The following is a 26,754-nucleotide window of genomic DNA, read 5'->3' on the forward strand; positions in this document are numbered from 1 at the left end:
ATGGTCGAGGGCGGTTGGCTCGGTTGGGCTGGCGGGGCAGGTTGGGCTGGTTGGGCGAGGGTCAGGGGGTGCCGGCGGTCTTGGCGGTGGCGTCGCCTGTGAGTCGGATCGTGTTGCGCAACAAGCCGATTCCGCTGATCTCGGTCTCGACGACGGAGCCGTCCTCGAGGAACCGCTGCGGGTCGCGAGCGACGCCGACGCCGCCCGGTGTGCCGGTGAGGACGAGGTCACCCGGGCGCAGCGTCGTGAAGGTCGAGATGTAGGCCAGCAGGGCGGCGGAGTCGAAGACGAGTGTGGCGCTGGAGTCGCGCTGGACCTCTTCACCGTCGACCCGGCAGATGACGTCGAGACCCTGCGCCGGGTCGACCTCGTCGGGGGTCACGACGACGGGACCGACCGGCGTTGAGCGGTCCCAGGCCTTGCCCTGGAACCACTGGAGGGTGCGGTACTGCCAGTCGCGGACGCTCACGTCGTTGGCGACCGTGTACCCGGCGATCGCCGCCTCGGCGGTCGTCAGGTCGGCGTTGCGCAGCGGCGCGCCGACGACCACCGCAAGCTCGGCCTCCCAGTCGACCTGAAGTCCGTGCGGGAGCACGATGTCGTCGGTGGGGCCGGTGAGCGTGTCAGCGAACTTCGCGAAAAGCGTTGGGAACCGGGGCAGCTCGCGCCCGGTCTCCTGAATGTGATCGGCATAGTTGAGCCCGCAGCAGATCACCTTCGCGGGCGCGGGAAGGGGGAGCACGGGCGTTGCGTCCGTGATGACGCGGCCCGCGCGAGCAGCCATCTCGGCGAGCGGCATACCGGTCCTGTGGAGCCGGCGTCCGGCGCTGAACGCCGGCTCCACTGCGCCGGACGCCGGCTCCGCGGTGAGCAGTGCTGACAGGTCCGGGGCAGGGAGGGCGCGCCACGTCTCTCCGTCGAGGACGGCGGCGGTCGTCGTCCCCGTCTGGTCAGCGACGGTGGCAAAGCGCATCCCGGCTCCTTCTTGGACGTCTGCGTCCAGGCTCGATATTCTTCAATCGTAACGACCGTTGAGATGTTGTCAATAGATCGCTAGGCTGAGGGCATGCCAGACCGACCCGGAGGAGCACCTGCTATGTCCGCCGACCTGACCCCTGTCGCCGTCAACCCTGCGTCGTTGCCGGCGCCGCGCGGCTACTCGCACGGCACCCTCAGTGGCAACACGCTCCACCTCGGCGGGCAGACGGCGCTCGATGCGGACATGCGGATCGTGCCGGGTGGCATCGTCGAGCAGTTCCGCCAGGCCTTCTCGAACGTCCTCGCCACCCTGGCCGAGGCGGGAGGCGTGCCGGCGGACCTCGTCAGCATCACCATCTACCTGACGGACATCCCCAACTATCAGGCTCACGGCTCGGAGATCGGGCAGGTGTGGCGCGAGCTGGCCGGCCCGGTCTATCCGGCGATGGCCGGGATCGGCACGACGGGGCTCTGGCAGCCCGAGGCGATGATCGAGATCCTCGGCGTCGCTGTCATCCCGGACGACCGCCTCGTCCGCCCCGGAGCCTGAAGCAACGCAGGAAGGTCTGCACTTTCTGGTGGTGTTCTCCCCCGTCCGGCGCAGACCTTCCTGCAGACCTTCCTGCAGGCCTTCCTCCAGACCGTCGGCAGACCTCGGCGGGCGCCCGCACACTCGATTCGGCGATGGAGCGCACATCCGCTAACCTTGCCGGGCACGCAGGTGTAGTTCAGCAGCAGAACAGCCTTCTTCCAGAAGGAAGACGCACGTGCAACTCGTGCCGCCTGCTCCAAGCCGAAGGGCCCGGTCACCAACGACCGGGCCCTTCGCGTTCCCCTGAGCACCCCGCGTGGGTATGCCGTCCGTCAGCTCGCGGGGACCGGCCGGACCCGCGTCCCTGGAGCCGATGCAGGTCCGTCAGGCGCCGCGGCGCCGTCCGAGCCGGACCCCTCGGTCGAGGGCTCAACGCTCGAGCCGCCGCCCTCGCGGATCCCGAACCGGCCGTACAGCCGGGCGAGCGGCCGGGGCAGCCACCAGTTGGCGTCGCCGAGAAGGCGCATCGTCGCGGGCACGACGACCATCCGGACGAGCAGCGCATCGAGCACGATCGCGGTGATCATCGCGATGCCGATGAGCTTGATGAAGGTGATCGACGAGGCCGAGAAGGCGCCGATGACCACGAGGATGAGCAGGGCGGCAGAGGTGATGATCCGGCCCGTCCGCTGCATCCCGGTGGCGACCGCCGCGCGGTTGTCTCCGGTGCGGTCGTACTGCTCCCGGATCCGCGAGAGCAGGAACACCTCGTAGTCCATGGACAGACCGAAGACCAGGGTCATCACGAGGATGGGTTGCGTGGCCTCGACGAAGCCCGTCGACTCGAAGCCGAGCCACGAGGACAGGTGACCCTCCTGAAACACCCAGGTCACCACGCCGAGGGTCGCGGCGAGCGTCACGAGGTTGAGCAGGATCGCCTTGACCGGCATGAGCACCGACCCGAACGCGAGGAAGAGCAGCACGAATGTCGCGCCGGCGATGACAAGGGCCATGAGCAGCAGGGTGTCGCCGATCGACGCGAGGCGGTCGATGAGCTGGGCGGTTGGCCCGGCGACGAGCGTCTGCACCCCGTCGACCTGCATGCCCCGGATCGTGGTCACGACGTCCTTCGCCTGGTCGTCGAGAGGTTCGCCACGGTAGGTCACCGCGACCTGCGCGAGGTTGCCCTTCGCGCCGACGACGTGCGCGCCGGTCACGCCGTCGACCGCCTTGACGTCCGAGAGGTACCTGGCCAGCGTGGCCTGGCCAGCTGCCGACGAGACCGGCGCGTCGAGCGTCGCAGCCACGACGATCGGGTCCGTGACCGTCACTCCGAAGTCGCGCTGCATGACCTGGCTGACCTGCCGGGTCTCCGCGTCTGCCGGCAGCACCCGCTCGTCGACGCCGCCGAACTTGACCCCGAGGAACGGTACGGCGAGGAGGGCCAGGATCGCCAGCCCGGCAGTGAGGAACGCGACCGGCCGGCGCATGACGAGCTCGGCGAGGCGCGACCAGAAGCCCGTGCCGCGCTCGACCGGCCGGGACCGCCGCAGCGACCACCGGTCGACCCGAGACCCCAGCATCGCGAGGACCGCAGGCAGCACGACGACCGCAGCCACGGCGGCGATCAGCACCGCGGCGATCCCGCCGATCCCCATCGACCTCAGGAAGGTCAGGGGGAACAGCAACAGTCCTGAGAGGGCGACCGCGACGGTCAGGGCCGAGACCGCGACAGTGCGTCCCGCCGTCGACACCGTGCGCTTGGTCGCCTCGAACCGGTCATAGCCCGCCGCGAGCTCCTCACGGAACCTGCCGACGACGAGCAGCCCGTAGTCGATCGCCAGCCCGAGCCCGAGGATGGTGACGAGGTTGATCGCGAAGATGCTGACGTCGGTGAACGAGGTCACCGCCCGGATGGCGGCGAACGACCCGACGATCGCCAGACCACCCACCATCAGGGGCAGCGACGCCGCGACGACGCTGCCGAAGATGACGACGAGCAGCAGGAGCAGGATCGGCATCGACATGGACTCCGCCCTGCCGATGTCGGAGGAGACCTGGTCGGAGATCTCGAGGTTCGCCGCTGCGGAGCCGCCGAGCTTGACGTCGTAGCCGGCGTCGCCCAGCGTCGAGCGGAGCTTCGCGACCGACGCCGCCTGCCCCGTGAGTGCCTCGACCCCCGTCAGGGTGACGGCGGCATACGTCGTGTGGCCGTCACCGGCGACGAAGGCCGGGCTGCCGGTGTTCCAGTAGGTGTGCGAGGCGACGACGTCCTCGGCGGGCAGCGCCGAGAGCGCCGCGTCCACGGCCGAGCGGTATGCCGTGTCCTGGACCGTGCGGTCCGGGTTGCTGACAAGGACGATGAGGTCGGGAGACGTGCGCGCGATGCGCGACTCGAGGAGCGTGGCGGCCCGCCCGCTCTCGCTGTTGGGGTCGTCGAAGCCGCTGTTGGTCAGGGAGCCGAAGACACCGGTCCCCCAGGCGCCCGCGGCCACGGCGACGAGCAGCGTCACGACGACGATGACGTGGCGGCCGCGGGTGACGAGGCGGCCCAAGCCTTGGAACATTCTTTCCTCCGCTGATGCTTGATCGTGTCGGTGAACAACGTTCACATCCGCGATCAACTATAGTTGTGCCGTGGCCGCACCCGTCAAGACCGAATCCCCGACCCGCCGAGAGCGCCTCTTCGCCGCGACCCAGGCCGAGCTGAGCCAGGCCGCGCGCGAGCTGCTCGTCGAGGGCGGTCCCGAGGCGGTCACCGTGCGCGCGGTGGCCGAACGAGTCGGCATGACGGCACCGGCGATCTACCGCTACTTCCCGTCGCGCGAGCTGCTGCTCGCCCGCGTCTGTGTCGACCTCTACGCAGAGCTGGGGCAGCACCTGTATGCCGTGCGCGACTCCACACCCGGCGACAGCGTCGCCGAGCGCCTGTGTCGCACGGCCCGCGCGTTCCGCGAGTGGGCCATCGAGCACACGCCGGAGTTCGGGCTGCTCTTCGGCGCGCCGATCCCCGGCGTCGTGGTCGACCCGGAGGCGAAGCACGAGGAGATCGCCGGCCAGAGCTTCGCCCTCGTGTGGCTCGAGCTCTTCGCTGAGATCGAGGACGTCGGGACCGGCATGCGCTGGAACCGCCCGATCCCCAGGAGTGTTGCCGAGCAGATCGACGACTTCGCCTGCGGTGCGGGCTTCGACATCGACACGCGCGCCGCGGTCCTCTACGTCTACTGCTGGCAGAGCCTCTACGGCGCCGTCGCGACCGAGGTGTTCGGCCACATGAAGTGGGCCGTCGACGATGCCTCGGAGTTCTTCGAGGGCCGGCTCGCCGAGCTTCTCGTCCGGCTCGGTCTCAAGGACGCCGGCTCCCCCGACGTCCCCTGACGGCGGTCGAGGTATCTCGGTGGAGGTAATACGCCGGGCTGTGGCACGCGCTAATACCTCCATTCGAACACTTCGAACCGATGTGGCGGCCGCCAGGCTCGTGACGCAGCCGTGACGTTCCTCCCTTGCGTTCGTTACCCGTGAGTAGCATCATGGAAGTGACCGGCCAGTAACTTGGCCTGCCCGCCATCCGTTGCGCGGGCCGACGTGCGACAGAGACATCCGACAGACAGTGGAGGACCCCGATGGGCCACTACAAGAGCAACGTGCGTGACCTCGAGTTCAACCTCTTCGAGGTCTTCGGCCGCGACGAGATCCTGGGACACAGCATCTACGCCGACCTCGACGTCGACGCCGCGAAGGACATCCTGCGCGAGGTCTCGCGGCTCGCCGAGAACGAGCTGGCAGACAGCCTGCTCGACTCCGACCGCAACCCGCCCGTCTACGATCCGGCGACGACCACGGTCACAATGCCCGAGTCGTTCCGCCGGTCGTTCCGCGCCTACGTCGACGGCGAGTGGGGCAACCTCGACGTGCCGGCCGAGCTCGGCGGCATGGTCGTGCCGGCGTCGCTGCGCTGGTCGGTGGCCGAGCTGGTGTGCGGGGCGAACCCGGCCATCCACATGTTCACCGCGAGCTACTCCTTCGCCAGCCTGCTCTGGCACCTCGGCACGCCCGACCAGAAGAAGCTGGCAAAGCACATCGTCGACAACGCCTGGCACACGACGATGGTCCTCACCGAGCCCGACGCCGGGTCCGACGTCGGGGCCGGCCGCACCAAGGCCGTCCAGCAGCCCGACGGGACCTGGCACATCACCGGGGTCAAGCGCTTCATCACCTCCGCTGAGAGCGACCTCGTCGACAACATCGTCCACTTCGTCCTCGCGCGCCCGGAGGGTGCCGGTCCCGGGACCAAGGGCCTCAGCCTCTTCATCGTCCCGAAGTTCCAGGTCGATCTCGAGACCGGTGAGCTCGGCGAACGCAACGGCGCCTATGTCACCAACGTCGAGCACAAGATGGGCCTCAAGGTCAGCACCACCTGCGAGGTCACGTTCGGTGAGCACGAGCCGGCTGTGGGCACGCTCCTCGGCGACGTCCACGACGGCATCGCGCAGATGTTCAAGGTCATCGAGAACGCGCGAATGTTCGTGGGCACCAAGGCGATTGCGACGCTGTCGACTGGGTATCTCAACGCGCTCGAGTACGCCAAGGAGCGCGTCCAGGGTGCCGACCTGACGCAGATGACCGACAAGTCGGCGCCGCGCGTGACGATCACGCACCACCCCGACGTCCGCCGCTCGCTCATGCTCCAGAAGGCGTATGCCGAGGGGCTGAGAGCGCTGGTCATCTACACCGCGAGCCAGCAGGACACTGTCAACCAGGCCCAGGCCGGCAACCCCACCACGCCGATCGAGAACGGCTCCGACGCCGACATCGCCAACCGCGTCAGCGACCTGCTGCTGCCGGTCGTCAAGGGCCTCGGCTCGGAGCGGGCCTGGGTGCTGCTCGGCACGGAGTCCCTTCAGACACTGGGCGGTTCGGGCTTCCTGCAGGACTACCCGCTCGAGCAGTACGTTCGCGACGCCAAGATCGACACCCTCTACGAGGGCACCACGGCGATCCAGGGCCTCGACTTCTTCTTCCGCAAGATCGTCCGCGACAAGGGCCAGGCGCTGCAGCATGTCGCGGGGCAGATCCAGGAGTTCGCCAAGGACCTCGGCGGGTCGCTCGACGCCGAGCGCGAGCTGCTCGGCAAGGCCCTCGAGGACATCCAGGGCATCGTCGGCCACATGATCAGCGACCTCATGAAGAGCGACCCGCGGATGGGCGGCGACGTTGCGAACATGTACAAGGTCGGCCAGAACACGACGCGGCTGCTGCTGTCCGCCGGCGATCTCCTCGTCGGATGGCTGCTGCTGCGTCAGGCCGAGGTGGCCCAGCGGGCCCTCGACGCAGGCGCATCGGGCAAGGACGCCGACTTCTACACCGGCAAGGTGGCGGCCGCGAAGTTCTACGCCCGCAACGTCCTGCCGAAGCTGGCCGCCGAGCGCGCGATGGCCGAGGCCGTCGACAACGGCCTCATGGACGTCCCCGAGTCCGCCTTCTGACATCGTCGAGTGGCCACTCCGACACACCCAGCTGCGTGTCGGAGGGGCCACTCGACGTGTGGGTCGGAGTGGCCACTCGACGTGTGGGTCGGAGTGGCCACTCGACGTGTGGGTCGGAGTGGCCACTCGACGTGTGGGGCTACAGCTTGCGATGGTAGGCCGGGCAGTGCTCGACGATCCGGAACCCGAGCTGCTCGTTGATGCCGACCATGTAGGAGTTCGTGCCATCGTTGCCCGTCGTCACCCGCTTGCGCGTCGGGTAGTCGGCCTGAAGGCGGCGGAGGTTCTCGATCTTGACCGCCATGCCGAGCCGGTGACCCCGGTGGTCACCGTGCACGAGCGTGCCCCACTGCCAGACGACCGACGGTGCTCCGGCGGGCAGCACGAGGTCCGTGTAGGCAACGACGTCACCGGACGCCTCGTCGATCGCGACCGTCGTGAGCCGCCCGCGCTTCTGTTCGCGCTCGACATCGAGCTGCTGCTGGTACCGCGCAGGGTCCAGCGACTCCGCCTCGAACTCGATGTCACCGGTGGGTGCGTCGACGGCAAGCCGGTTCATCACAGCGCAGAGTGACTCGCGCAGCGGCTCGGGCACCCCGCCGGCATAGGTCTCCAGCCGGTACGCGCCTTCCCAGCGCGGCTTCGACTCGGCGTCGAGCCGATCGAGCAGGTCATCCGCGACGGGCAGGTCGAGGTGACGGATGATCTCGGTGTTGCTGAGCACGAAGCCGTGCTTCTCGGCGAACGTCCGGTACGGGTGGTCGGGCTGGCCCTTCGGCGCCATGAGGTCACCGACGATCTCCGACCGCCCGTTGGCCTGAGCACGCTCGACGACGCGCTCCATGAGATCAGAGCCGTGGCCCCTGCGTCGCGCGTCGGGGTGCACCTGCAGGTCGAACCAGGTCAGCGAGGTGTTGTCCTGCATCGGGAACCACATGGTGGCCAGCCCCACGACCTGTCCGATCTCGTTGTCGGCGACGATCCACTGCTCCCGCAGCTCTGCCGGGTCGACGTGTCGCCAGTCGATCAGCACCTCCTCGAACGACGGCCCCTCGAACCACGGCCGGCCGACGGCCTTGCTCGCCATGAAGGCGTCGTACGCCTGCCGGCAACTCTCGGTGTCCTGAACGTCCAGCTTCGTCGTCCCCATGCGCGCAACGCTAGGGGTGCCGTGCGACGCCGGGCCACCGACTTTCGGAGCCCGGCCCAACGGCATACGACGCTGCGGTATGCCGGCTGGCGGGACCGAGCGACGGTGCCGGTCCGAGTCCCCATCACTCGCCCCGACGGCGCAGCAGGCGCGCGATGTCCGGAGCGAGCGCCCGGTAGACCGGCAGCGTCGTCAACGACACGAGCGCGAAGGCGATGCCGCCGACCGCGATGCCGACGGTGGACCAGGACGGCAGGGCCACGGCGATCGCGGCCTCAGGGTCGACGAGGCCCGAGGGTCCGGCAGCGCGAACGAGCCGCCAGGCCAGGAAGGTGCCCAACCCGACTCCGACCGGCGCGGCCGCCATGGCCAGCATGGCCTGCTCGACAGCGACTACCGCGACAATGCTCCGCTTCGACAGGCCCCACACTCGCAACGTCGTGAACTCGCCGAGTCTTGACCGCACGGTCCAGCGAGCCACCGATCCGACGATGAACACGGTGAGCACCGAGGTGGCTACGGCCAGCAAGCCGAGCAGACCGGTGCTCGACGAGCTGTCCATCGTGCGCTTCGCGCGCGTGTCGAGAGTCTCCGCAACGTACGTGGACGGGAGGTGACCGTGCTGGGTGGTCACGACGAGATCGCCGACATCAGCCTCCAGGGGCAGCGGGCAGGTCGTGAAGAGGACCGGGCCGTTGACAAGCGGGTACCCCTGGTCGACGACGCCGACGACGGCCACGTCGAGCCGTCTGGTCAAACCCCTCGAGCCGACGGTCGCAGGGACGACCTCCCCCGGCTGCACACCGCCGAACCAGCGCGACACCACCGCCTCGCACGCGCCGGCCCGCGGAGCGCGCCCAGCGGCGATGGTGATATCGAGGGCGTCGACATACCTGAGCAGCTGCACTGTCTCGCCTGCCACGGAAGCGTCGGCCGGGTCCAACCGCCACACGCCAGTGACACCGGGTTCCTTGCGGAGCTGCTCGAGCTGAGCGACGTTCATCGGTCGGTCAGCGTTGGCAATGCCGGCGACCAGGAGAGTGGTCCGCCAGTCATCGCGGTCGTATCGCGCGCGGAGGTTGTCGCGCAGATCGCGCACGGGGATGAGAAGGGCGACCACCGCGGCCAGGAGGCTCCCCACCACGGCGATCGTCGTGGCCGACGCAACGCGGCGAGCGAGGACGTTCGCCAACGCATTGTCGAGAGTCGGCTGGCCGCTCACTCGGGCACCAGTCTGAGATGCGCCGTGGCCCACGAGGCCCAGCTCGAGTCATGACTCGACACCACGACCGCGACTCCGGTGTCGGAGGCCTGACGAAAGGACGCCATGACTGCCTCACGGTTCTCCTCGTCGAGGCACGAGGTCGGCTCGTCAGCGACCAGGAGGGTGGGGCGCTTCGCGAGCGCGCCCGCCGTGACCACGCGCTGGCGCTCGCCCCCGGAGAGCGAGCGAGGCGGTCGCCTGTCGATGGACACACCCCACGCCGCCAGCCGGGCGAGAGCCTCGGCAGCGCGCTGGGGGCCGCTCATCGCCGCGAGATTCCGCTCGATGGTCCAGTGCTCCACAAGCTGGGCGTCCTGAAGCACGAAACCGACCTGCCGCCTGCGCACGTCGTCCGCGACACGTGTGCTCGACACCGAGACGCCACTGACGGTTGCCGACCCGCGAGCGGCGAGCGTGATGGCTCCGAGCACGTACAGCAGCGACGTCTTGCCCACGCCCGACGGACCGCTGATCCAGACCCGGTCGCCCGCTCGGACATCGAGATCGACCGGACGTTCTCGGGTAACGCCGTGCGCGGCGCTCACGCCGCGCAAGCTGACGGCTGTTGGCGATGTCATCCGACTCCTGACGCAGGTCAAACTCGAGTCAGACGATACTGCCATATCTGCATGCCATAGGCAGCGAGTCTGCGAATGGCGGGCGGGAATTCAGATAGACACGCCAACACGCGCCGTGCTTGATGAGCGGACTGAGTGGGCATTGCAACTGAGGTATGCCGGGGCCGGCATACCTCAGTGGGAGGGCGGCGCCCCCGGCGCCGGTGCTGTCAGTAGTGGTCGTCGCGACGGTCGACGCGCTCCTCGACGACATCGGGGCCACCACGACGCTCGTTGACGACGGTGTGCTGCGTCCGGTTGCGCTGCCCGTTGATGATGACGGACATGATGAGCGCCAGCGCACCGCCGAGCATGAGGATGACGCCGACAGTGTTGAGGTTGGTGTTGAACCAGTTCGAGTCGAGCGGCGTGAAGGTGAAGATCGCGCCGACCACGAGGAGAAAGATCCCTAGTCCGATACCCATGTCACTCCCATACCCGGGTGGAGGTGTTCCGTCGCGGCATCGCACGACGAGATACCTCGAGCCGCGGGTCAGACGGTGCGACGTCGGCGGAAGACGAGGCTCGCCACCACGACGACGAGCATGACGACCGAGACGGCCACTGCGAGCCCGATCTCTCCGTAGAGACCCCGGGCGGCGAGGCCGTAGGCCGCGTCCGCGACCGTACGTGCGACCGGGGGTGTGACGTGTCGGACAAGGGGCTCTCGCGCCACCATGAGGAACAGGGTCAGGGCGACAGACATCCCGAGCCACCCGATCGCGATCAGCGTCGTCGCGGTGCGCCACCGTCGGGCCAGCAGGATCGCGAGCAGGGCCAGCACGGCAACGATAACGGGCGCCCAGGGACCCCAGGCGTCGCTGACCCGGTAGAGACGCTGCGCGGTGTCGAGCTGGGAGGCCGTCATGAGCGGGATGGACACGGTCGGGGTCAGCGCATCGGCCGCATTCCCGGCGCCGGCCTGTTGGAGCGCCGACGACAGCCCCGGCACGGGGATCTTGAGCACCACGGTGACGCGGCCCTGCCGGTCGAGGTCGGTGGCGGCCTGCCCCTTCATCACCGCGAGGAACTGCGTGTGCGCACCACGGATGCCTGTCTTCCATGCCTGCGCGACCTGAGGGCTGGCCGCGATCCGGGTCGCCTTCGTGCGGATCGCCGGCTCGAGGGCCTTCTCCACGGCAGGCTGCAGCTGGATCGCGCCCAGCACGCCGCTGACGATGCCGTCGGCGAGGGCTTCCTGCACCTGGGGCGTCTGCACGACCGGCGCCATCTCCGCGACGAACTCATCCGTCTGGGTCAGGGTGGTCGATGCCCAGAACGCCAACAGCGACAAGGGCATCAGTAGGATCGCCAGCACGCCGAGCACCGCCGAACCGATCGAGCGCCCGATGCTCTCGGACCCTTGCGCCACGTCGTGCCTCCTGTCGGTCGGTGAGGGCCCGCAGCCCACCGGTCGCGGGCTCAGACCCCTCGCAGGTCGAGGGTCAGTCTGGCATCCGAGCCGGACTCGATGGTGACCGGGATTCCCCAGTCCTGCTGGAAGAGATGGCACGCGGCGTGCTCGGGCACCTCGCCCGTCTCCGGGTCGCCGTCGCAGGCAGCGGCCTGCACGGAGACGTGTAGCGTCCCGCCTGGTATGCCGTCCGCCAGCCGTAGCGACCGCGTGAGCCCCCGTGACCTGCCACCACCCTCGATGAGCAGACCCTCGGGACTAGCGGACACGTCGAGCATCGTGGGATCACCCCATCGGTCGTCGAGCTTCTGGCCCGGCGGCGGCACAAAGGTCACCTCGAGACGGACCTCCCCGGCCGGCAGCGGCGTCGGGGGACGCTGCGTGCGACGGGCCGGACCCTCGACGCGCTGAGCGTCCTCCGGGAGCGGCACTCGGACGAGGCGGTGCGCGGCCGACTCGACGACGACCAGACGCGTCTCGCCGGTGTCCGGGTCGGTCTCCACGACCGCGTCGCTCGGCTCGGCGAGCCCCTGAGCGAGTGTGCTGACCTGCTGGGTGGCCGGGTCGAAGCGGCGGACCGCGCCGTTGTAGGTGTCGCTGATCGCGACCGAACCATCCGGAAGCACCGTCACGCCGAGCGGGTGCTGCAGCAGTGCCTGCGCAGCCCGGCCGTCGCGATGGCCGAAGTCGAAAAGCCCTGTGCCGACATGGGACTCGACGACGAGCCCTTCGTCGGTGCGGGTGATCGAGCGTAGGGCGGAGGTCTCGGAGTCGGCGATCCACACGCGATCGCCGTCAGGGGCGGTCGCCAGCCCGGACGGCTGGGCGAACCACGCCTGGCCGGCGGGCCCGTCCCGCAGGCCCTCGTTCGTGGTGCCGGCAACGACCGCGACCGTGCCGGTCTCGACGGACTCACCGGGCGTCCACGCCCAGAGCTGATGGGTGCCTGCCATGGCGATGAGCACCTGGTCGCCGAGCCAGGCGAGGTCCCATGGGGTCGACAGCGGCTGCTCGAGCGCGGGACCGCCGCCCGTCCGTTCCCGCAGCTGGGCTCCGGTCCCGGCGAGGACGTGAACCGACCCGTCGGAGAACGAAACTCCCTTCAGCTGGTGGTTCACGGAGTCGGCGACGAGGACGTCGACCCCGAGCCGCGAGGCCATGTCCGGGGTCGCCAGCAGGACTCCCTGTGGCTCGTTGAAGACCCCTGGTGCTCCCCACCGGGCTCGCTCGGTCTCGAGGTCCGACTCGAGGTGGACCACCTGGTGGTTCGCGGTGTCAGACACGACGAAGGAGCCGTCCGGGAGTGCCACGGCCTTGCCGGGAAAGCGCAGGGCGGTATCCGCCGCGGGCGGCGCGACGTACGGGTCGTCACCCGGCTGCAGTGTCCCCTTCGCGAGGTGTTCCTCGATGAGCTCGCCGACGAGCGCGGCGAGCCCGCTGCCGTGCCCCTCCCCCGACATCGACGCGACGACGTAACCCTCCGGGTCGACGACGACAAGAGTCGGCCACGCGCGGGCGGTGTAGGCCCGCCACGTCGTCAGGTCAGGGTCGTCCAGCACGGGATGGTGAACGGCATACCGCTCCACGGCGGCTGCGAGCGCCTGGGGATCGGCCTCGTGCTCGAACTTCGGGGAGTGCACGCCGACGATGGTCAGCGCGTCGGGGAACCGCGCTTCCACCGGCCGGAGCTCGTCGAGCACGTGGAGGCAGTTGACGCAACAGAAGGTCCAGAAGTCCAGGATCAGGATGCGCCCGCGGAAGTCGGCTATGGAGTACGCCTTGCCGCCGGTGTTGAGCCACCCACGGCCGACGAGCTCGGGGGCGCGGACACGAACACGAGAACGCATACCGTCGAGCCTAAGCGGGGGCCTCGCGCGCGAGCACCGCGGGCCACGGTGCCGGGCGAGGCAGGCGAGGAGCGGGTGCGGGTGCGGGTGCGGGTGCGGGTGCGGGGCAGCATGCCCTACGACCCTGAGATCTTGCTCCGGATTCCGGAGCAAGATCGCAGGGTTGCTGATCCCATCCCTGGCTCCGGCTCACGTCCCGAGCCTGCGGTCGGGGAGCACCGGGAAAGCCGTGCGCCACGCCAGCGTGGCAGCGGTGTCGATGTCGAGGCTCAACACCTGCTCGCCCTCGCCCGCGGAAGCCAGGACCTGCCCGGTTGCGTCGACGACCTGTGAGTGGCCGCCCATCTCGTGCCTCGCGTGGGTGCCTGCAGTGTTGCACTGCAGGACCACGCACTGGTCCTCGATCGCGCGGGCCTGGCCGAGCAGCGTCCAGTGCCCCACCCGGCGCATAGGCCAGGCCGCCGGGATGACGAAGACCTCGGCGCCGCGATCGAGCAGCCTCCGGTAGAGCTCGGGGAAGCGCAGGTCGTAGCAGGTCGAGAGCCCGACCGGCACCGAGTCGCCGCCAGCCACCGGCACCTGGAGGACGACGAGGTCCTCTCCGGCATCCATGAGGCTCGGCTCCCCCTCACCGAAGCCGAAACGGTGGATCTTGCGATACGTCGCGACGAGCTCGCCCTCGGGCGAGAAGACGAGGCTGGTGTTCCAGATGCCCTTGCCGCCCGGCACCACCGGGGCGCCTCGCTCCACGATCGAGCCGCCGTGCAGGGTGACGCCGGCGTCTCTGGCCGCGCTCGCGAGCGCGGCGGCAACGGGCCCGTCGACCGACTCGGCCCGTGCGTCCCAGTGGCGGTAGTCGAACCCTCCCGCCGACCACAGCTCGGGGAGCACGACGAGGTCATGGCCCGACTGGGCTCGCACGAGTGCCGTGACCCGCTCGGTGCGTGCGGCGACGGACTCGTCGTCGCCGTAGGCGAGCTGGATGAGCGCAACCTTCATGGCGCAACTCTCACATGTCCGAGCAGCGGCCGCAGCGGGCGGTACCCGACTCGGCCCGGCGTGGCGCTCTCAGCTCTCAGCTCGCGGCTGAAGTTGCGACCCGGAGCCGCTGCTTCGCGCGACGGCGCTCAGCGAGCTCCTCACGCAGCTCCGGGTCGCTGTGGACGAGGTAGACAAGCCCGCAGTCCTGCGGCCCGCTGGCTCCAGGAAAGCACAGCGTGCACGGCTCGCCGAGCCGGACAGGGCACCGAGGCATCGGCGGTCTCTGGGACATGTCCCCTCCTTCCGGCACCCATACTACAGCACGTAGTAATTGATAATGAAATCGCCTCAGCGCGAGTCGCTCTGGTCGCGGCGGGCCAGGGCGGCCAGCCGCTCGTTGTATGCCGCCAGCTCGGCATCGCCGTCCCGGTCGGCTCGGCGGTCGCCACGGATCGCCTCGGCCCGGTCCGCCTGGAACCACTGCATCGCGACGATGAGCGCGAGCACGAGGCTCGGCAGCTCGCCGATGGCCCAGGCGACGCCGCCACCGAAACGCTGGTCGGCGAGGGCGTCGGGCACCCACGGGATCGCGATGGTCGTGAAGAAGTCGCCGCCGAGCAGCGTCGTGCCCGTGATCATGGCGACGCCGAAGAAGGCGTGGAAGGCGATCGTGGCGAAGAGCACGATGAGCCGCAGCGCCGGGCTCCAGCGTTTCGGCCCCGGGTCGATGCCTACCAGCACCCAGGCGAAGAGGTACCCGGTGAGGATGAAGTGCGCCGTCATGAGCAGATGCCCGGTGTGCGTCGTCAGGGCCAGCTCGAACAGCCCGGTCCAGTAGAAGACGACGAGGCTCATGAAGAAGAACGCGGCGGCGAAGACCGGGTTGCCGAGGACCGCGAAGACCCGCGAGTGGACCACAGCGAGCACGAGCTCCCGCGGGCCGAGCGTGCCGTCGGTGCGCGGCTTCAGAGTCCGAAGGGCCAACGTCACCGGCGCTCCCAGCACGAGCAGGATGGGCACGACCATCGCCTCGGTCATGTGGAGCGTCATGTGCCACGAGAACGCCACGCGCCCGTAGATGCCGAGCACGCCGTTGGTCGCGTAGGCGAACAGCAGCCAGCCCGCGACCCAGCTCACCGTCCGCAGCACCGGCCAGGCGTCGCCACGCCGGCGCATCCGGATGACACCAGCGAGGTACAGCCCGACCGCAAGAAGCGCGGTCGCGAGGAACAGCCACTCGACCCGCCACGCGGTCAGCCACGAGGCCGCGGTCGGGGCGATCGGGGCCGGATATCCCGTGAGGGCCAGCGCCGCGCTGGGGTTGGGCACGGTCTCCGGCACGGGCGGCTCGCTGCGCGCGAGCGCCGTCGCCACGCCGAAAGCCAGCCCCATGACCAGCGTCTCGACCACGGCGAGGCGCACGAACAGGCTGGTGCGTGTGGAGTCGCCGCGGTCCAGGGCGTCGATGCGGTCGAGGGTGATCCGCCGGTGCCAGGCACCCGCGACCCCGAGCGCGACGAAGGCGACGACCTTGACGAGGATCAGGATGCCGTAGGGCGTCCCGAGGTCCGACCAGGTCCCGAGACGGGTGCTGGCCGACATGACACCGGAGACTCCCAGAGTCACGAAGCACCAGAGCGCCACCATGGAGAACCGGCGAGCGACGACACCCAGAGCGGGACCGAGCGAGCGGGCGAGCACGACGATCGACAGGAGCCCACCGACCCACACCGACGCACTGAGCAGGTGCGCGCCGATCGCGTTGACCGCCGTCTCGTGGTCGGACGAGCCTCCTGCATGGCCGGCGAGCCCGAGCACGAGCACGCCGAACGAGGCGAGGACGGCCAGCCACATGGCGACGCCACGGGACCGGGCCACGGCCGCGCCCGACGCGACCACGAACGCCGCGAGCGCACTGATGAGAGCGACCCGCAGGGTGTCGATGCCCCAGACGGCAGCGGCCAGCTTGTCGCCGAACCCGGGGTCGCTGAGCGGGATGCCGGCGGCGTCGGCGAAGGTGAGGACGAGCCCGACAGTCCCGGCGACGGCCCACCCGAAGGCGGCGGCGGTCGCGAGGCGCAGCGCAGCCCCGCGCCGTGGCTCGTCCGGCGCGATGGTCGCGGCGCGCGATGCGCCCGGGATCATCGTCGCGGCCAGCAGGAGGGACCCGACGGTCAGGGAGGCGGCGACGTCGTGCACGACGCGGACCAGGGGCAGAGCCCAGCGCACGACGGGCCCGGCGTCGACCAGACCACCCTCGAGCGGCTGGGTGGCGCCGGTGAACCGGGCCGCCACGACGCATGCGAGCAGGCCCACGACGACGACTCCGGCGACGACGACCGGCCCCGACAGGAAGGGGCGCGGGGCAGCCGCGGGCACGTCGCCGACAGCGGGTCGCTGGAGGGTGGACATGCATCAAGGGTAAGTAGTCCGACGCCGTGCCGACGCACCCGGGCAGCGCCTTCGGCCCGCTCGTCGAGGTGGACGTCGAGAACGACTCGGACGCCGGTCCATTGCCCGGTCGCTCGCGCGCGCGCATACACCCATTTGCGAGCAAAAGGAAACATAGGGAACCTTGCGGGTTGCCCCACAAGCGCATAGCGTCAGCAGTAGTCGGTCAAGCCAGTGCCGCATCGGGGTTCCCGAATCCGGAGGTTTCATGACCGACCCCTCTGCGGGCCTGCGCAAGGATGCCCGCACCCGTGAGCTCATCACGCTCTTCCGCACCACGACGTCGGAGTCCGAGCGTGACCGCGCGCTCGAGTCCGTCACCCAGCTGCACATGCCGCTGGCGCGCTCCCTGGCCCACCGGTACGCCGGCAAGGGCCTGGACCACGAGGACCTCGAGCAGGTCGCCTTCCTGGCCCTGCTCAAGGCCATCCACCGCTTCGACCTCGACAAGCCCACCGAGTTCGGCGCGTACGCCACACCCACCATCACCGGCGAGCTGCGCCGCTACTTCCGCGACTTCGGCTGGCTGGTCCGGCCGCCGCGGGAGCTGCAGGAGCGGCGCCAGCTCGTCACCGACACCCGGGCCCGGCTCGAGCAGCGCCTCGGGCACGACCCGGACCCCGAGGAGCTGGCTGAGGAGCTCGATCTCAGCCTCGACTCGGTCAAGGAGGCTCAGGTCGCAGCCACCAACCTGCGACCCGCCTCGCTCGACGCGACCACGTCCGAGGGCGGTCGGCCCGTGCTCGACCTGCTCGACTCCCGTGTCGACCCGCACTCCGACCCGGCACTCGACGAGAGCATCGTCGTGCGCACGGCGCTGGAGCGGCTGCCGGCGCGGGACCAGGAGCTCGTGGAGCTGCGCTTCGTCGGCGACCTGACCCAGGCGGAGATCGCCGAGTCCATGGGTCTGTCGGCGATGCAGGTCAGCCGCCTGCTCCGGAGGACCCTGATGGAGCTGCGTGAGCAGCTCGATGCGGAGGGCATCGCCACCGCCTGAGCCCGAGAGGCTCGGACGGCTTCAGGACCGAGTGCTCACTCGACCAGTACGCGGGATCAGGGGCAGCCGCGGACCGTCGAGTGGGCACTCGCCTGGGGACCTGCCTGGGTGATCAGGACGTTCGGTCCGTGGCGCCTGCGCCCCCGCCGAACTGGGTCTCCTGGCCCTGGATGACCTGTGCCGCCACGTGTGCCAGCTTCATGTTGAGGTCCTGCGAGGTGCTCCTCAGCAGCCCGAACGCGGCCTCACCGCTGATGTGGTGGGCCGCCATGAGCAGGCCCACCGCCTTGCCGATCTCTCGGTTGCTCTGCAGGCCCTGCCGCAGCGAAGCTGCCTCCTCGCGGGCCCGGATCGCCATCAGGGCGACCGACGCGAAGGACGCGATGACGGCGCCGGTGTCGGCCGACCGCTCGGACAGCGCCCCGGGGGTGTCAGAGAAGAGGTTCAGGGCGCCGACCTTGTCGCCGTCGAGCAGCAGCCGGTAGCCGATCGCCGAACGGACCGGCGTCTCGGACACAATGCGCTCGGTGAAGCGCGGCCACGGCGTGGTCGCGGTCGTCAGGTCGGCGTCGTGCTGGTAGGCCTCGTCGAGGATCGCATCGACGCAGGGCCCCTCCCCCACCTCGAGCTCGATCCGGTCGATCCGGCGCGCGACCTCATCGGTGGACGCCGCGGTGACGAACCGGTCGCGGGTCCGCACGAGCAGCGACGCCCGGTCACAGCCCTCGACGAGCCGGGCCGCCGCATCGACGAGCGCCTGGTGGATGGAGCCGGCGTCGGCTCCCGCGTAGATGAGCGCAGACATCCGGCGGAAGGCGTCGTTGATCGTCGGGTCGAGGGGTAGGTCGGAAGACATGTCACTCCCTGATGGTTCAGCCCAGCCGCCGGGCCCTCACTGCCGAAGGGGCCGATGGACCAGGCAATCTTCGCATCTGCACGCCCAGTCGTTACCCCCTGGGCGAGATCGCTGGAAGTGAGTTGACATCCCTGCGGACAAGGGCAAATACTTGCTTGTTGCAAACAACTAGTTGAGATCCGGAGGTGTGGTCGATGCCGGTCGGCAAGGACGAGGCGAACGCCGTCTTCCTCGCGCTCCTGCGCGTCCAGAAGCTGCTCGTGGCTTCGAAGCACACCGCCCCGCGCGTTCACGAGGGCGTCGACGTCACGGCATACCCCGTGCTGTTCCTCGTCGGCGGCGCCGGGTCGATCCGAATCTCGGACCTCGCGACGTCGCTGCACAACGACGTCTCGACGGTGAGCCGGCAGGTCAGTGCCCTCGTCGCGAACGGGCTGCTCGACAAGAGCGCAGACCCCAGCGACCGGCGGGCCTATGCCGTCTCGCTCACCGATGCCGGTCGTGCCGCACTGGCTCACATCCAGGACACCCGCTCGAGCTGGTTCCAGGGACTGCTGCACGACTGGGAGCCGGCCGACGTGGCCGCGTTCACGGAACAGCTCAGAGCCTTGGGCGACGCCCTCGACGCAAGCCTGCGGGCTCGCGGCGAGTCGCCGCCCTTCATGCCCTTCGTCCCGAGGGGCGCCCGCGCCGGGGCACCGTCCACACCGAACCACTTCGTCCCGAACAACAGGGAGGACTGACATGTCCGACGCCACGGCAGATCCGACTCGCGCTCAGGCGCTGGCCGAGGAGCCGAGGAGCGACCGGCCGGAAGCACCGCTCACACACCGAGAGATCATCACGATCCTCATCGGTCTGATGCTGGGCATGTTCCTCGCGGCGCTCGACCAGACCATCGTCGCGAGCGCCATGCGTGTCATCGCCGACGACCTCAACGACCTCGCCGGCCAGGCCTGGGTCACCACGGCATACCTCATCACCGCGACCATCGCGACGCCGCTCTACGGCAAGCTCGGCGACATCTACGGGCGCAAGAAGCTCTTCCTCTTCGCCATCACGATCTTCACGATCGGCTCGATGCTCTGCACGCTCGCCTGGTCGGTCCCTGCGCTCGCGGCGTTCCGCGCGATCCAGGGCATCGGCGCCGGTGGCCTCTTCTCGCTCGCCCTCGCGATCATCGGCGACATCGTGCCGCCCCGCGAGCGCGCTCGCTACCAGGGCTACTTCCTTGCCGTCTTCGGCACCTCGAGCGTCCTCGGTCCCGTCATCGGCGGCTTCTTCGCCGGCCAGGCGACCATCCTCGGCATCACCGGCTGGCGCTGGGTCTTCCTCGTGAACGTCCCGATCGCGATCGCTGCGCTCGTCGTCGTCAGCCGCACGCTGCACCTCAAGCACACCCGCCTCGACCACCGCATCGACTACTGGGGCGCGGCCACACTGTCGATCGCGCTCGTGCCGCTGCTCATCGTGGCCGAGCAGGGCCGCGGCTGGGGCTGGGGCTCACCGACCTCGATCCTCTGTTACGCGATCGGGCTCGTCGGTGCAGTCGCGTTCTTCCTCATCGAGCGGAACATGGGCGAGGAGGCGCTGATCCCGCTGCGGCTCTTCAGCAACCGCACCATCGCCGCCGCGTCGATCAGCTCGGTCTTCATCGGCATGGGCATGTTCGGTGGCCTGGCCGCCCTGCCCCTCTACCTGCAGATCGTCAAGGGTGCCTCGCCGACGCAGGCAGGCCTGATGCTGCTGCCGATGACCCTCGGCATCATGTTCGGCTCGATCTTCTCGGGCCAGACCATCTCCCGCACGGGTCGCTACCGCATCTTCCCGATCGTCGGGTCCGCGATCCTCGTCGTCTCCCTTTTCGGCTTCCACTACATCGGCGCCGACACACCGCTGTGGAAGACGATGATCGGGATGTTCGCCTTCGGCATCGGCCTCGGCTTCAACTTCCAGCCGCTGACCCTCGCCGTCCAGAACGCCGTCCCGCGGCGCGACATCGGGGTGGCCACCTCGTCCGCGACGTTCACCCGCCAGATCGGTGGCACGCTCGGCACGGCCGTGTTCCTGTCGATCCTGTTCTCCCAGGCCGGCGCGAAGATCGGCGACGCGTTCGCTCGGCTCGCGCCGACGCAGGCATTCCAGTCGGCGCTGCGCAACCCCAACCAGGGCGACCCGGCGACGAACCACCAGTTCATCGCCCAGCTGCATGCCGCGTCGGCTTCAGGCAACCCGGCCGGTGCTGGTGCGAACGCCCTGCAGGACAGCTCGTTCATCAACCAGCTCGATCCACGCCTGGCCCGCCCGTTCCTGGTCGGCTTCTCCGATGCGATGTCGACGGTGTTCCTCGTCGCGTCCGGTGTGCTCGTGCTGGCCTTCATCGCCTCGCTCTTCCTGCCGCACGTCGACCTCGGCCCCAAGCCGGGTGAGGCGCGGGCCGGTTCCACCGAGGATGAGGCCGCTCCGGTGGCCGCCGGCCACTGAGGCACTGAGCAGATCCCGGGTTCGATGTATCACCGCGTTCTCTACGACGCGGTGATACATCGACCCGGCGGGGTCAGCGGGAGGTCAGCGGGAGGTCAGCGGAGGTCAGCGGAGGTTGTGCAGCTCGCGTCGGCTGAGGAAGGCCCGCGTGCCCAGCGCCATGACGAAGGCGAAGCCGCCGGCGATGACCGCGACCCAGTATCCGGGCTGCGGCCCCACCCGGTCGACCACCGCACCGGACACCGCAGAGCCGGCCGCGATCCCGATGATCAGGCCGGTCAGCACGATCGTCATGCCCTCGTTGAGCTGAGCCTTGGGAACGACCCGCTCGATGAGGTTCATCGTCGTGATGAGCGTCGGGGCGGTCGCCATCCCCGCGAAGAGCATGACGCCGGCGAGCACCCAGAGGTTGCCGGCGATGAGGACCGGCGACTCGAGCACGGCCATCCCCAGCGTGCCGAGGATGAGCAGCTTGAGCAGGTTGCGCCCGTGCGACACGTGCCCGAAGACGAGTCCGGCGAAGGCCGACCCCACGGCATACAGGGCGAGGATCGGCCCGGCGGCGTTGCTGTGCCCGGCGTCTTGCGCCACGGCCAGCGTGACGACCTCGTTGACGCCGAAGATCGCTCCGGTCATCACCATGATGAAGGCGAGCGGGATGAGCCCCGGCACCGTGAACGCGTGCTCGGCGGGACGCTCGTGGTGCGGCACGACCGGCGGCTCCGTGGAGCGGGCTGAGATGAAGACCAGGACGCCCACGGCATACATGACCGTCGCGAGGAGGAACCCGGCCTCGGGGAACAGCGTGGTCGACAGCCAGATCGCCAGGACCGGCCCGATGACGAACGTGACCTCCTCCATGACCTGCTCGAACGACATCGCGGAGTGCAGGCTGCGCGGGTCATGGGCGAAGATGTGCGCCCAGCGGGCCCGCGCCATGGTGCCGAGGCTGGGGATCGCCGCGCACAGCGGGAACGTCACGAAGAGCACCCATGACGGCCAGCCCCGCCATGACGCGAGCATCGTCAGGATGGCCCAGAAGCCCGACCACAGGAAGAACGGGATGGCGACCCGCCGCTGGCCGTACCGGTCGACGAGCCGTCCGATGACCGGCGCGCAGACCGCCAGCGAGACCATCCCGACGGCGACGACGGCCCCGGCGAGCTCGTAGGATCCGCGCCGCGCGGCGACCATGGCGACCGTGGCCACGCCGAACATCGCACCCGCGGAGCGGGCGATCATCCCCCCTGTGATGAAGACGCGTGCCCCCGGTACCTCGAAGAGAGGTCGGTAGGACGCCAGCACAGATGCTCCTCACGATCGGGGGCGCGAACCTTCCCATACTCGCACTGGAGCGACGATGGGCCGAATCCCCGGCTCGGCTCAGTCCTCGTGCTTGCGGCGCAGGGACCACATCTGGGGCGACCGCTCGAGCTCCAGCGCGACGTCCCAGGGCATCCCTCCGGGCGCCGTCTCGCGACGGAAGCTGGCGACGGTGCGACGGGCGAGCTCCGGGTCGGCGGCGACACGACGTGCCATCGTGAGGGCCTGCTGCTCGACGTCGCCGTCGTCGTATGCCGCCCAGGCCAGTCCCAGGGCCACGGCTCGCTCGCCGTCGACCTCCTCACCGAAGAGGCCCATGGCGGCCGCGGCCTCGCGTCCGGCGGCCCGGTTGAGCAGGGTGAAGTGGCCACCCCCGGGGTGGATGCCGATCTGCGCGAAGCCGGGCAGCAGCCGTGCCGAGCGAGACACGATCCGCAGGTCGGTGGCGAGGGCGAGGTTCAGGCCGGCACCGACAGCGGCGCCCCGGACCGCCGCGATGGTCGGGCACTCGGCGGAGCCGACCGTGGTGAAGGCGCGGTAGACCGTCTCGAGGTTGCGGTAGGCGCGGTTCTCGACAGGATCGCGGCCGACGTCGAAGAGCACGTCACGCACCGCACCGGCGCAGAAGTGCGCGCCGCCCGTGACGACCATGGCTCCGACCGAGTGGTCATCCGACGCGGCCCGGGCGGCCTCGATGAGCTGGCGGGACATCGTCACCGACAGCGCGTTGCGGCGCTCGGGAGCGTCGAGGGTGACGAGCGCGACGCCGTCGCTGACCTCGTAGCGGATCTCGGTCATGGGGGCGAGTCTCCTTGAGCTGGTCTGTCCGGGTCGAGGTATTCGGGTCGAGGTATTCGGGTCGAGGTATTCGGGTCGAGGTATTCGGGTCGAGGTCACAGGTCGGTGTATGCCGCGACGGACTACCTCGACCCGGCGGGGGGTCCCGGGGACGCGGCGCGCCCGGTCGTGACCAGGGTCCAGAGCCGGTCGTAACCCGCCGAGCTGGCGAGAGCGGTGAGTGTCTCGTCCCACTCGTGCAGCGACCCGAACTCGCTGCGGCGCACCAGGATCGGCCGGGTCAGGGTCTGCAGCTCATGCTCCAGCGTCGTCCCGATCGCGCCGAGGACCTGGTGGGCGTTGCGGACGACGACCGACGCGGCATGTCCGACGCACGACTTGGCGACGCCCACGGCGAACAGCATGCCCGGGTCGTGCCAGTCGGAGGCGGCGGCTCTGGCGACAGCGGCGTCGGTCGCGGCCCTGGCGAGGGCGGTCTCGGCGGCAATGTCGGACACGAGGTTCTGCACGGTCTGGAACCGGGCCAGCGGGCGGCCGAACTGGACCCGCTCGCTCGCATGGGTGAGCACCACCTCGACGACGCGCTCCATCGCGCCGACGACCTGCGCCGACCGGGCGAGGGCGCCACGCAGGTGGAACTGCTCACCGATCTCGTGGGCTACGAGAGCCCCGGCCTCGAGATCCTCCAGGTCGAACTCGACCGTGTCGCTGGGCTCGCCGGCGAGGTTGCGTCCGGGCTCGACCATCGTCTGGTCCACCGGCACGGCACTGACCCGCCACTCGTCCCGGTCCTCCCACAGGGCGACGAGCACCTCGACGTCCCGAGCCCAGGTCACGTTGAGGGCGACCCCGGAAGGGTCCGGGCGGCATACGGTACGCAGGCGGCCGTCGTCCGGGAGGTCCGCCGCCTCGAGCAGCCAGCCGGCGAGAAGGTCGTGCTCGGCGAGGGGCACGGGCGCGCCGGCGGCCGCGGCGAGCCCGAGCAGGGCGGCCGCATCGACCCAGGTCCCACCGCTGCCACCACGGGCAGCGGGGGCGGTCAGCCGCGTGAGGTCGAGCGCCTCGAGCCGCGCCCAGAGCGCCCGGTCGAGCTCGACATGGGCGCTGGGTGCGGGGCGAGCCGCGCGGTAGTCGGCGAAGAGATCCGTGAGGACCGCCACGAGGTCCGGGTCGGGGCCGGTCGGCTCCGCGAGCGCGCGCAGGTCGGTCATCAGCGCATCCCCAGGCCGCGGGCCAGGACCCCGCGCAAGATCTCGTTGGTGCCTCCGCGCAGGGTGAACCCGGGCCGTTGCAGGATCGCTGCGTGCAGAAGGGTGTACAGCTCCTCGTCCTCGACCCAGCCGGTCGCGGCCAGGGTGTCGACGTAGTCGGCGATGTCGCCCTCCTCGGTGGTGCCGAGCAGCTTCACGACGGCCGCAGCGACGTCTGCGTCCTCGTGTGCCTCCAGCGCCGCCGATACGGCGAACGACATCTGGTGCAGCGCCGCGAGTCGCGCCACGTGGCGTCCGAGCGCCGGGTCGGTGGGCAGGCGGCCGTCGTGCATCGCCTGCGTGGTCGCCGCGAGGAGCTGGAACGTCGACAGCACGCGCTCGGGACCGGACCGCTCGAATCCGAGCTCGGAGGTGACCTGCGCCCATCCCTCGCCGATCGCGCCGAGCACCCGGTCGTCAGGCACGAAGACGCCATCGAGGTGCACCTCGTTGAAGTGGTGGTCACCGCCCATCGACAGGATCGGGCGGATGTGAACGTCGGGCGAGCGGAGGTCGACGATGAACTGGCTGAGCCCGGCGTGCCGGTGGGCGGGGTCCGGTGGAGCGGACCTGGCCAGGGCGAAGAACGCGTCGGCCTCGTGGGCGCCGCTCGTCCAGACCTTCGTGCCGGTGAGGCGCCAGCCGCTCCGGCCGTCCGGCCCGGCCTCCACGCGCTCCGCGCGGGTGCGGACGCTGGCCAGGTCGGAACCCGAGTCGGGCTCGCTCATGCCGATCCCGAAGACGACCTCGCCGCGGCTGATGCCCGGCAGGAACGCGTGCTTCTGCTCCTCGGTGCCGTACTTGAGCAGCGACGGCCCGATCTGTCGCTCGGCGATCCAGTGAGCGGCGACGGGCGCACCGACGACGAGGAGCTCCTCGGTGACGACGAACCGCTCGAGATAGCTGCGGCCCTGGCCGCCGTACTCGGTCGGGATCACCATCCCGAGCCAGCCGCGGCGCCCCAGCTCCCTCGTGAAGTCGCGGTCCCAGCGGGTGAGCCACGTGTCGACGTGCGGCACGAAAGCACCGGCCCTGACCTGCTCGGCCAGGAACGCCCGGACCTCCAGCCGAAGCTCGGTCAGCGGCGCCAGCTCGCGCATCCCCTGGGGTACCAGACGTGGCGCCATGCTCACCTTTCCTCGGTCGGCCCAACCTGCTGGTCAGCCTCCCACACGCCCCGCGCCCAGGTTCTCCGGGCGGCCGCCTGCTCGCCGGGCGAGCTGTGACGCGTGGGACCGAGCGCACACTCGACCGGCGGGGGCGGCATACCTTTCGGGGGTCAGGCGTGGGCAGGCTGACGTCGACGGGATCCGATGGCCAGCAGCACGATCCCCAGGCCGAACCACGAGGCGAGGACGGTGAGCCCGTGGGTGGCGCCGGCGCCGTCGAAGTATGCCGTGCTGCGCAGCACCTGCCCGGCGGCACCGGGCGGGAGCCACGACCCGAGCGTCGCCCAGAAGGCGGGCAGGAACTCGGGAGCTGTGGCGATCCCGGAGAGCGGGTTGCCCAGGAGCACGAAGGTCGCCACGCCGAGGCCGAACCCGACCCACCGCCCGACGGTGTAGAGGCCGAGCAACGCCGTCGACATCGCGGCGAGGACGGCGGCCATCCCGGCTGCGTCCAGGGCCCACGAGCCCGTGAAGGCGCCGTACCAGTGGAGCAGCGCCGCCAGCGTCGACCCGACAAGGACGGCGGAGGCCAGGACGCCGGCGAGCCTCGCCCAGGGACGGCGGACCAGCCGGATCATCGCCAGGACCGGGGCGACCGAGCCGATGATCAGCGGCAGCAGCGCCGACGCGAGTCCGGCGCCACGCGGGTCGCCGGTCGGCAGCGGGACCACCTCGGTCACGGGCACCTGCTGACCGGTCTGCTGCGAGAGCCCGGCCGCGAGTGCGTTGAGCACCTGGGCGACCGCGGGGCTGCCTGCGGGTGCGGTCAGGACCTTCGGACCCTGCGCGCCGATGATGATGCCCCCGTAGACGTCGCGGTCGCGGATGGCCGTCGTCAGGGCGCTCTCGTCGGGGAAGGTGGTCAGCGCGAACGCCCCGGGTGACCGTGCCTCCAACGCCGCGGTGACCTGGCTCGTCGCCCCAGCCGGGCCGGCGAGCCCGATCGGAACCTCGCGCGGCGCGCTGTGGATCGCCGGGAGGACGAAGGCAGTGAGGACGAGGCCGAGCACGACGACGAGCGCGACGAGGGCGCCCGCCGGCGCGGGCCGCCGCCGGGTGACCTTGAATCGCCCCGGGTCTGGTGGAGGGTCTGATCCCACGAAAGGGTGGAGTCATGCCTGTTCCGAGGAAGTACACGGACGAGCTGCGTGAGCGCT

General features: G+C 70.1%; 23 protein-coding genes and 1 tRNA gene. 7 read left to right on the top strand and 17 right to left on the bottom strand.

Annotation, left to right across the window (positions count from 1 at the left end; genetic code table 11):
* Nucleotides 1–61: 61 nt before the first annotated feature.
* Entirely contained in the window at nt 62–973 is a 912-nt protein-coding gene (locus tag ACWEOW_RS21810) for a fumarylacetoacetate hydrolase family protein (RefSeq protein ID WP_452271344.1), read from the bottom strand.
* Between the two features lie 123 nt (nt 974–1,096).
* On the opposite strand from ACWEOW_RS21810, the gene ACWEOW_RS21815 reads away from it, so the two are divergent.
* Together ACWEOW_RS21815 and ACWEOW_RS21820 are read left to right on the top strand one after the other, a co-directional pair.
* Nucleotides 1,097–1,528 carry a RidA family protein gene (locus ACWEOW_RS21815; protein ID WP_452271345.1) on the top strand — a complete coding sequence of 144 codons (432 nt, stop codon included), beginning with the start codon at nt 1,097–1,099 and terminating at the stop codon, nt 1,526–1,528.
* A gap of 167 nt (nt 1,529–1,695) precedes the next feature.
* A tRNA-Gly gene (locus ACWEOW_RS21820) sits at nt 1,696–1,769 on the top strand.
* Between the two features lie 73 nt (nt 1,770–1,842).
* Here the strand turns inward: ACWEOW_RS21820 and ACWEOW_RS21825 are convergent.
* Nucleotides 1,843–4,077 carry an MMPL family transporter gene (locus tag ACWEOW_RS21825; RefSeq protein ID WP_452271346.1) on the bottom strand — a complete coding sequence of 745 codons (2,235 nt, stop codon included), beginning with the start codon at nt 4,075–4,077 and terminating at the stop codon, nt 1,843–1,845.
* A gap of 70 nt (nt 4,078–4,147) precedes the next feature.
* Between ACWEOW_RS21825 and ACWEOW_RS21830 the strand changes: the two genes are divergently transcribed.
* Together ACWEOW_RS21830 and ACWEOW_RS21835 are read left to right on the top strand one after the other, a co-directional pair.
* Nucleotides 4,148–4,888: a TetR/AcrR family transcriptional regulator gene (locus tag ACWEOW_RS21830; RefSeq protein WP_452271347.1), complete on the top strand. Its 741-nt coding sequence runs from the start codon at nt 4,148–4,150 to the stop codon at nt 4,886–4,888.
* Nucleotides 4,889–5,133: 245 nt separating this feature from the next.
* Nucleotides 5,134–6,996, top strand: coding sequence for an acyl-CoA dehydrogenase (locus tag ACWEOW_RS21835; protein WP_452271348.1), 1,863 nt, complete (start codon nt 5,134–5,136; stop codon nt 6,994–6,996).
* Nucleotides 6,997–7,135: 139 nt separating this feature from the next.
* Here ACWEOW_RS21835 and ACWEOW_RS21840 read toward each other — a convergent pair whose 3' ends face one another.
* The 9 genes from ACWEOW_RS21840 to ACWEOW_RS21880 all read right to left on the bottom strand — a co-directional run bounded on the left by ACWEOW_RS21840 (nt 7,136) and on the right by ACWEOW_RS21880 (nt 16,681).
* Nucleotides 7,136–8,146 (bottom strand): N-acetyltransferase family protein, encoded by a 1,011-nt coding sequence (locus tag ACWEOW_RS21840; RefSeq protein ID WP_452271349.1) that lies wholly within the window; start codon nt 8,144–8,146, stop codon nt 7,136–7,138.
* Nucleotides 8,147–8,270: 124 nt separating this feature from the next.
* Complete coding sequence (locus ACWEOW_RS21845; RefSeq protein WP_452271350.1) at nt 8,271–9,368, bottom strand: ABC transporter permease; 1,098 nt, start codon at nt 9,366–9,368, stop codon at nt 8,271–8,273.
* Nucleotides 9,365–9,955, bottom strand: coding sequence for an ATP-binding cassette domain-containing protein (locus tag ACWEOW_RS21850; RefSeq protein WP_452271351.1), 591 nt, complete (start codon nt 9,953–9,955; stop codon nt 9,365–9,367). The genes ACWEOW_RS21845 and ACWEOW_RS21850 overlap by 4 nt, the downstream gene beginning before the upstream one ends.
* A 242-nt stretch (nt 9,956–10,197) precedes the next feature.
* Nucleotides 10,198–10,452 carry a DUF6458 family protein gene (locus tag ACWEOW_RS21855; RefSeq protein ID WP_452271352.1) on the bottom strand — a complete coding sequence of 85 codons (255 nt, stop codon included), beginning with the start codon at nt 10,450–10,452 and terminating at the stop codon, nt 10,198–10,200.
* Nucleotides 10,453–10,520: 68 nt separating this feature from the next.
* Entirely contained in the window at nt 10,521–11,399 is an 879-nt protein-coding gene (locus ACWEOW_RS21860; RefSeq protein ID WP_452271353.1) for a hypothetical protein, read from the bottom strand.
* Nucleotides 11,400–11,449: 50 nt separating this feature from the next.
* Nucleotides 11,450–13,288 carry an NHL domain-containing thioredoxin family protein gene (locus ACWEOW_RS21865; protein ID WP_452271354.1) on the bottom strand — a complete coding sequence of 613 codons (1,839 nt, stop codon included), beginning with the start codon at nt 13,286–13,288 and terminating at the stop codon, nt 11,450–11,452.
* 189 nt (nt 13,289–13,477) lie between these two features.
* On the bottom strand, nt 13,478–14,287 hold the full coding sequence (locus tag ACWEOW_RS21870) for a carbon-nitrogen family hydrolase (protein WP_452271355.1): 810 nt from the start codon (nt 14,285–14,287) through the stop codon (nt 13,478–13,480).
* A gap of 76 nt (nt 14,288–14,363) precedes the next feature.
* Nucleotides 14,364–14,561, bottom strand: coding sequence for a DUF6767 domain-containing protein (locus ACWEOW_RS21875; protein WP_452271356.1), 198 nt, complete (start codon nt 14,559–14,561; stop codon nt 14,364–14,366).
* Between the two features lie 56 nt (nt 14,562–14,617).
* Nucleotides 14,618–16,681 carry a cytochrome c oxidase assembly protein gene (locus tag ACWEOW_RS21880; protein WP_452271357.1) on the bottom strand — a complete coding sequence of 688 codons (2,064 nt, stop codon included), beginning with the start codon at nt 16,679–16,681 and terminating at the stop codon, nt 14,618–14,620.
* A gap of 247 nt (nt 16,682–16,928) precedes the next feature.
* Here ACWEOW_RS21880 and ACWEOW_RS21885 point away from each other — a divergent pair, with 247 nt between their 5' ends.
* Nucleotides 16,929–17,717, top strand: coding sequence for a sigma-70 family RNA polymerase sigma factor (locus tag ACWEOW_RS21885; RefSeq protein WP_452271358.1), 789 nt, complete (start codon nt 16,929–16,931; stop codon nt 17,715–17,717).
* A gap of 112 nt (nt 17,718–17,829) precedes the next feature.
* On the opposite strand, the gene ACWEOW_RS21890 is transcribed toward ACWEOW_RS21885, so the two are convergent.
* The gene (locus ACWEOW_RS21890; RefSeq protein ID WP_452271359.1) at nt 17,830–18,573 is read right to left on the bottom strand and encodes an ANTAR domain-containing protein; all 744 of its coding nucleotides are present in this window, start codon (nt 18,571–18,573) and stop codon (nt 17,830–17,832) included.
* A gap of 194 nt (nt 18,574–18,767) precedes the next feature.
* On the opposite strand from ACWEOW_RS21890, the gene ACWEOW_RS21895 reads away from it, so the two are divergent.
* Nucleotides 18,768–19,316, top strand: a complete 549-nt coding sequence (locus ACWEOW_RS21895; protein ID WP_452271360.1) for a MarR family winged helix-turn-helix transcriptional regulator — start codon at nt 18,768–18,770, stop codon at nt 19,314–19,316.
* Between the two features lies 1 nt (nt 19,317).
* Nucleotides 19,318–21,057, top strand: a complete 1,740-nt coding sequence (locus tag ACWEOW_RS21900) for an MDR family MFS transporter (protein ID WP_452271361.1) — start codon at nt 19,318–19,320, stop codon at nt 21,055–21,057.
* Between the two features lie 105 nt (nt 21,058–21,162).
* Here the strand turns inward: ACWEOW_RS21900 and ACWEOW_RS21905 are convergent, their stop codons facing one another.
* From ACWEOW_RS21905 to ACWEOW_RS21925, 5 genes are all read right to left on the bottom strand, one after another.
* Complete coding sequence (locus ACWEOW_RS21905) at nt 21,163–22,362, bottom strand: MFS transporter (RefSeq protein ID WP_452271362.1); 1,200 nt, start codon at nt 22,360–22,362, stop codon at nt 21,163–21,165.
* A gap of 78 nt (nt 22,363–22,440) precedes the next feature.
* Nucleotides 22,441–23,178, bottom strand: a complete 738-nt coding sequence (locus tag ACWEOW_RS21910; RefSeq protein WP_452271363.1) for an enoyl-CoA hydratase-related protein — start codon at nt 23,176–23,178, stop codon at nt 22,441–22,443.
* 122 nt (nt 23,179–23,300) lie between these two features.
* A complete protein-coding gene (locus tag ACWEOW_RS21915; protein WP_452271364.1) occupies nt 23,301–24,389 on the bottom strand; it encodes an acyl-CoA dehydrogenase family protein in 1,089 nt (362 codons plus the stop codon).
* On the bottom strand, nt 24,389–25,555 hold the full coding sequence (locus ACWEOW_RS21920) for an acyl-CoA dehydrogenase family protein (protein ID WP_452271365.1): 1,167 nt from the start codon (nt 25,553–25,555) through the stop codon (nt 24,389–24,391). The genes ACWEOW_RS21915 and ACWEOW_RS21920 overlap by 1 nt, the downstream gene beginning before the upstream one ends.
* Before the next feature lie 152 nt (nt 25,556–25,707).
* Complete coding sequence (locus ACWEOW_RS21925; protein WP_452271366.1) at nt 25,708–26,697, bottom strand: hypothetical protein; 990 nt, start codon at nt 26,695–26,697, stop codon at nt 25,708–25,710.
* Nucleotides 26,698–26,754: the final 57 nt, after the last annotated feature.

It is taken from the genome of Monashia sp. NPDC004114 (genome assembly GCF_053603855.1).

Excerpts from the sequence above, each read along its gene's own strand:
- ACWEOW_RS21865 (WP_452271354.1), bottom strand. The coding sequence starts at position 13,288 with ATGCGTTCTCGTGTTCGTGTCCGCGCCCCCGAGCTCGTCGGCCGTGGG.
- ACWEOW_RS21900 (WP_452271361.1), top strand. The coding sequence starts at position 19,318 with ATGTCCGACGCCACGGCAGATCCGACTCGCGCTCAGGCGCTGGCCGAG.
- ACWEOW_RS21915 (WP_452271364.1), bottom strand. The coding sequence starts at position 24,389 with ATGACCGACCTGCGCGCGCTCGCGGAGCCGACCGGCCCCGACCCGGAC.
- ACWEOW_RS21810 (WP_452271344.1), bottom strand. The coding sequence starts at position 973 with ATGCGCTTTGCCACCGTCGCTGACCAGACGGGGACGACGACCGCCGCC.
- ACWEOW_RS21885 (WP_452271358.1), top strand. The coding sequence starts at position 16,929 with ATGACCGACCCCTCTGCGGGCCTGCGCAAGGATGCCCGCACCCGTGAG.
- ACWEOW_RS21815 (WP_452271345.1), top strand. The coding sequence starts at position 1,097 with ATGTCCGCCGACCTGACCCCTGTCGCCGTCAACCCTGCGTCGTTGCCG.
- ACWEOW_RS21855 (WP_452271352.1), bottom strand. The coding sequence starts at position 10,452 with ATGGGTATCGGACTAGGGATCTTTCTCCTCGTGGTCGGCGCGATCTTC.
- ACWEOW_RS21895 (WP_452271360.1), top strand. The coding sequence starts at position 18,768 with ATGCCGGTCGGCAAGGACGAGGCGAACGCCGTCTTCCTCGCGCTCCTG.
- ACWEOW_RS21835 (WP_452271348.1), top strand. The coding sequence starts at position 5,134 with ATGGGCCACTACAAGAGCAACGTGCGTGACCTCGAGTTCAACCTCTTC.
- ACWEOW_RS21910 (WP_452271363.1), bottom strand. The coding sequence starts at position 23,178 with ATGACCGAGATCCGCTACGAGGTCAGCGACGGCGTCGCGCTCGTCACC.
- ACWEOW_RS21890 (WP_452271359.1), bottom strand. The coding sequence starts at position 18,573 with ATGTCTTCCGACCTACCCCTCGACCCGACGATCAACGACGCCTTCCGC.
- ACWEOW_RS21840 (WP_452271349.1), bottom strand. The coding sequence starts at position 8,146 with ATGGGGACGACGAAGCTGGACGTTCAGGACACCGAGAGTTGCCGGCAG.
- ACWEOW_RS21825 (WP_452271346.1), bottom strand. The coding sequence starts at position 4,077 with ATGTTCCAAGGCTTGGGCCGCCTCGTCACCCGCGGCCGCCACGTCATC.
- ACWEOW_RS21920 (WP_452271365.1), bottom strand. The coding sequence starts at position 25,555 with ATGGCGCCACGTCTGGTACCCCAGGGGATGCGCGAGCTGGCGCCGCTG.
- ACWEOW_RS21870 (WP_452271355.1), bottom strand. The coding sequence starts at position 14,287 with ATGAAGGTTGCGCTCATCCAGCTCGCCTACGGCGACGACGAGTCCGTC.
- ACWEOW_RS21880 (WP_452271357.1), bottom strand. The coding sequence starts at position 16,681 with ATGTCCACCCTCCAGCGACCCGCTGTCGGCGACGTGCCCGCGGCTGCC.
- ACWEOW_RS21875 (WP_452271356.1), bottom strand. The coding sequence starts at position 14,561 with ATGTCCCAGAGACCGCCGATGCCTCGGTGCCCTGTCCGGCTCGGCGAG.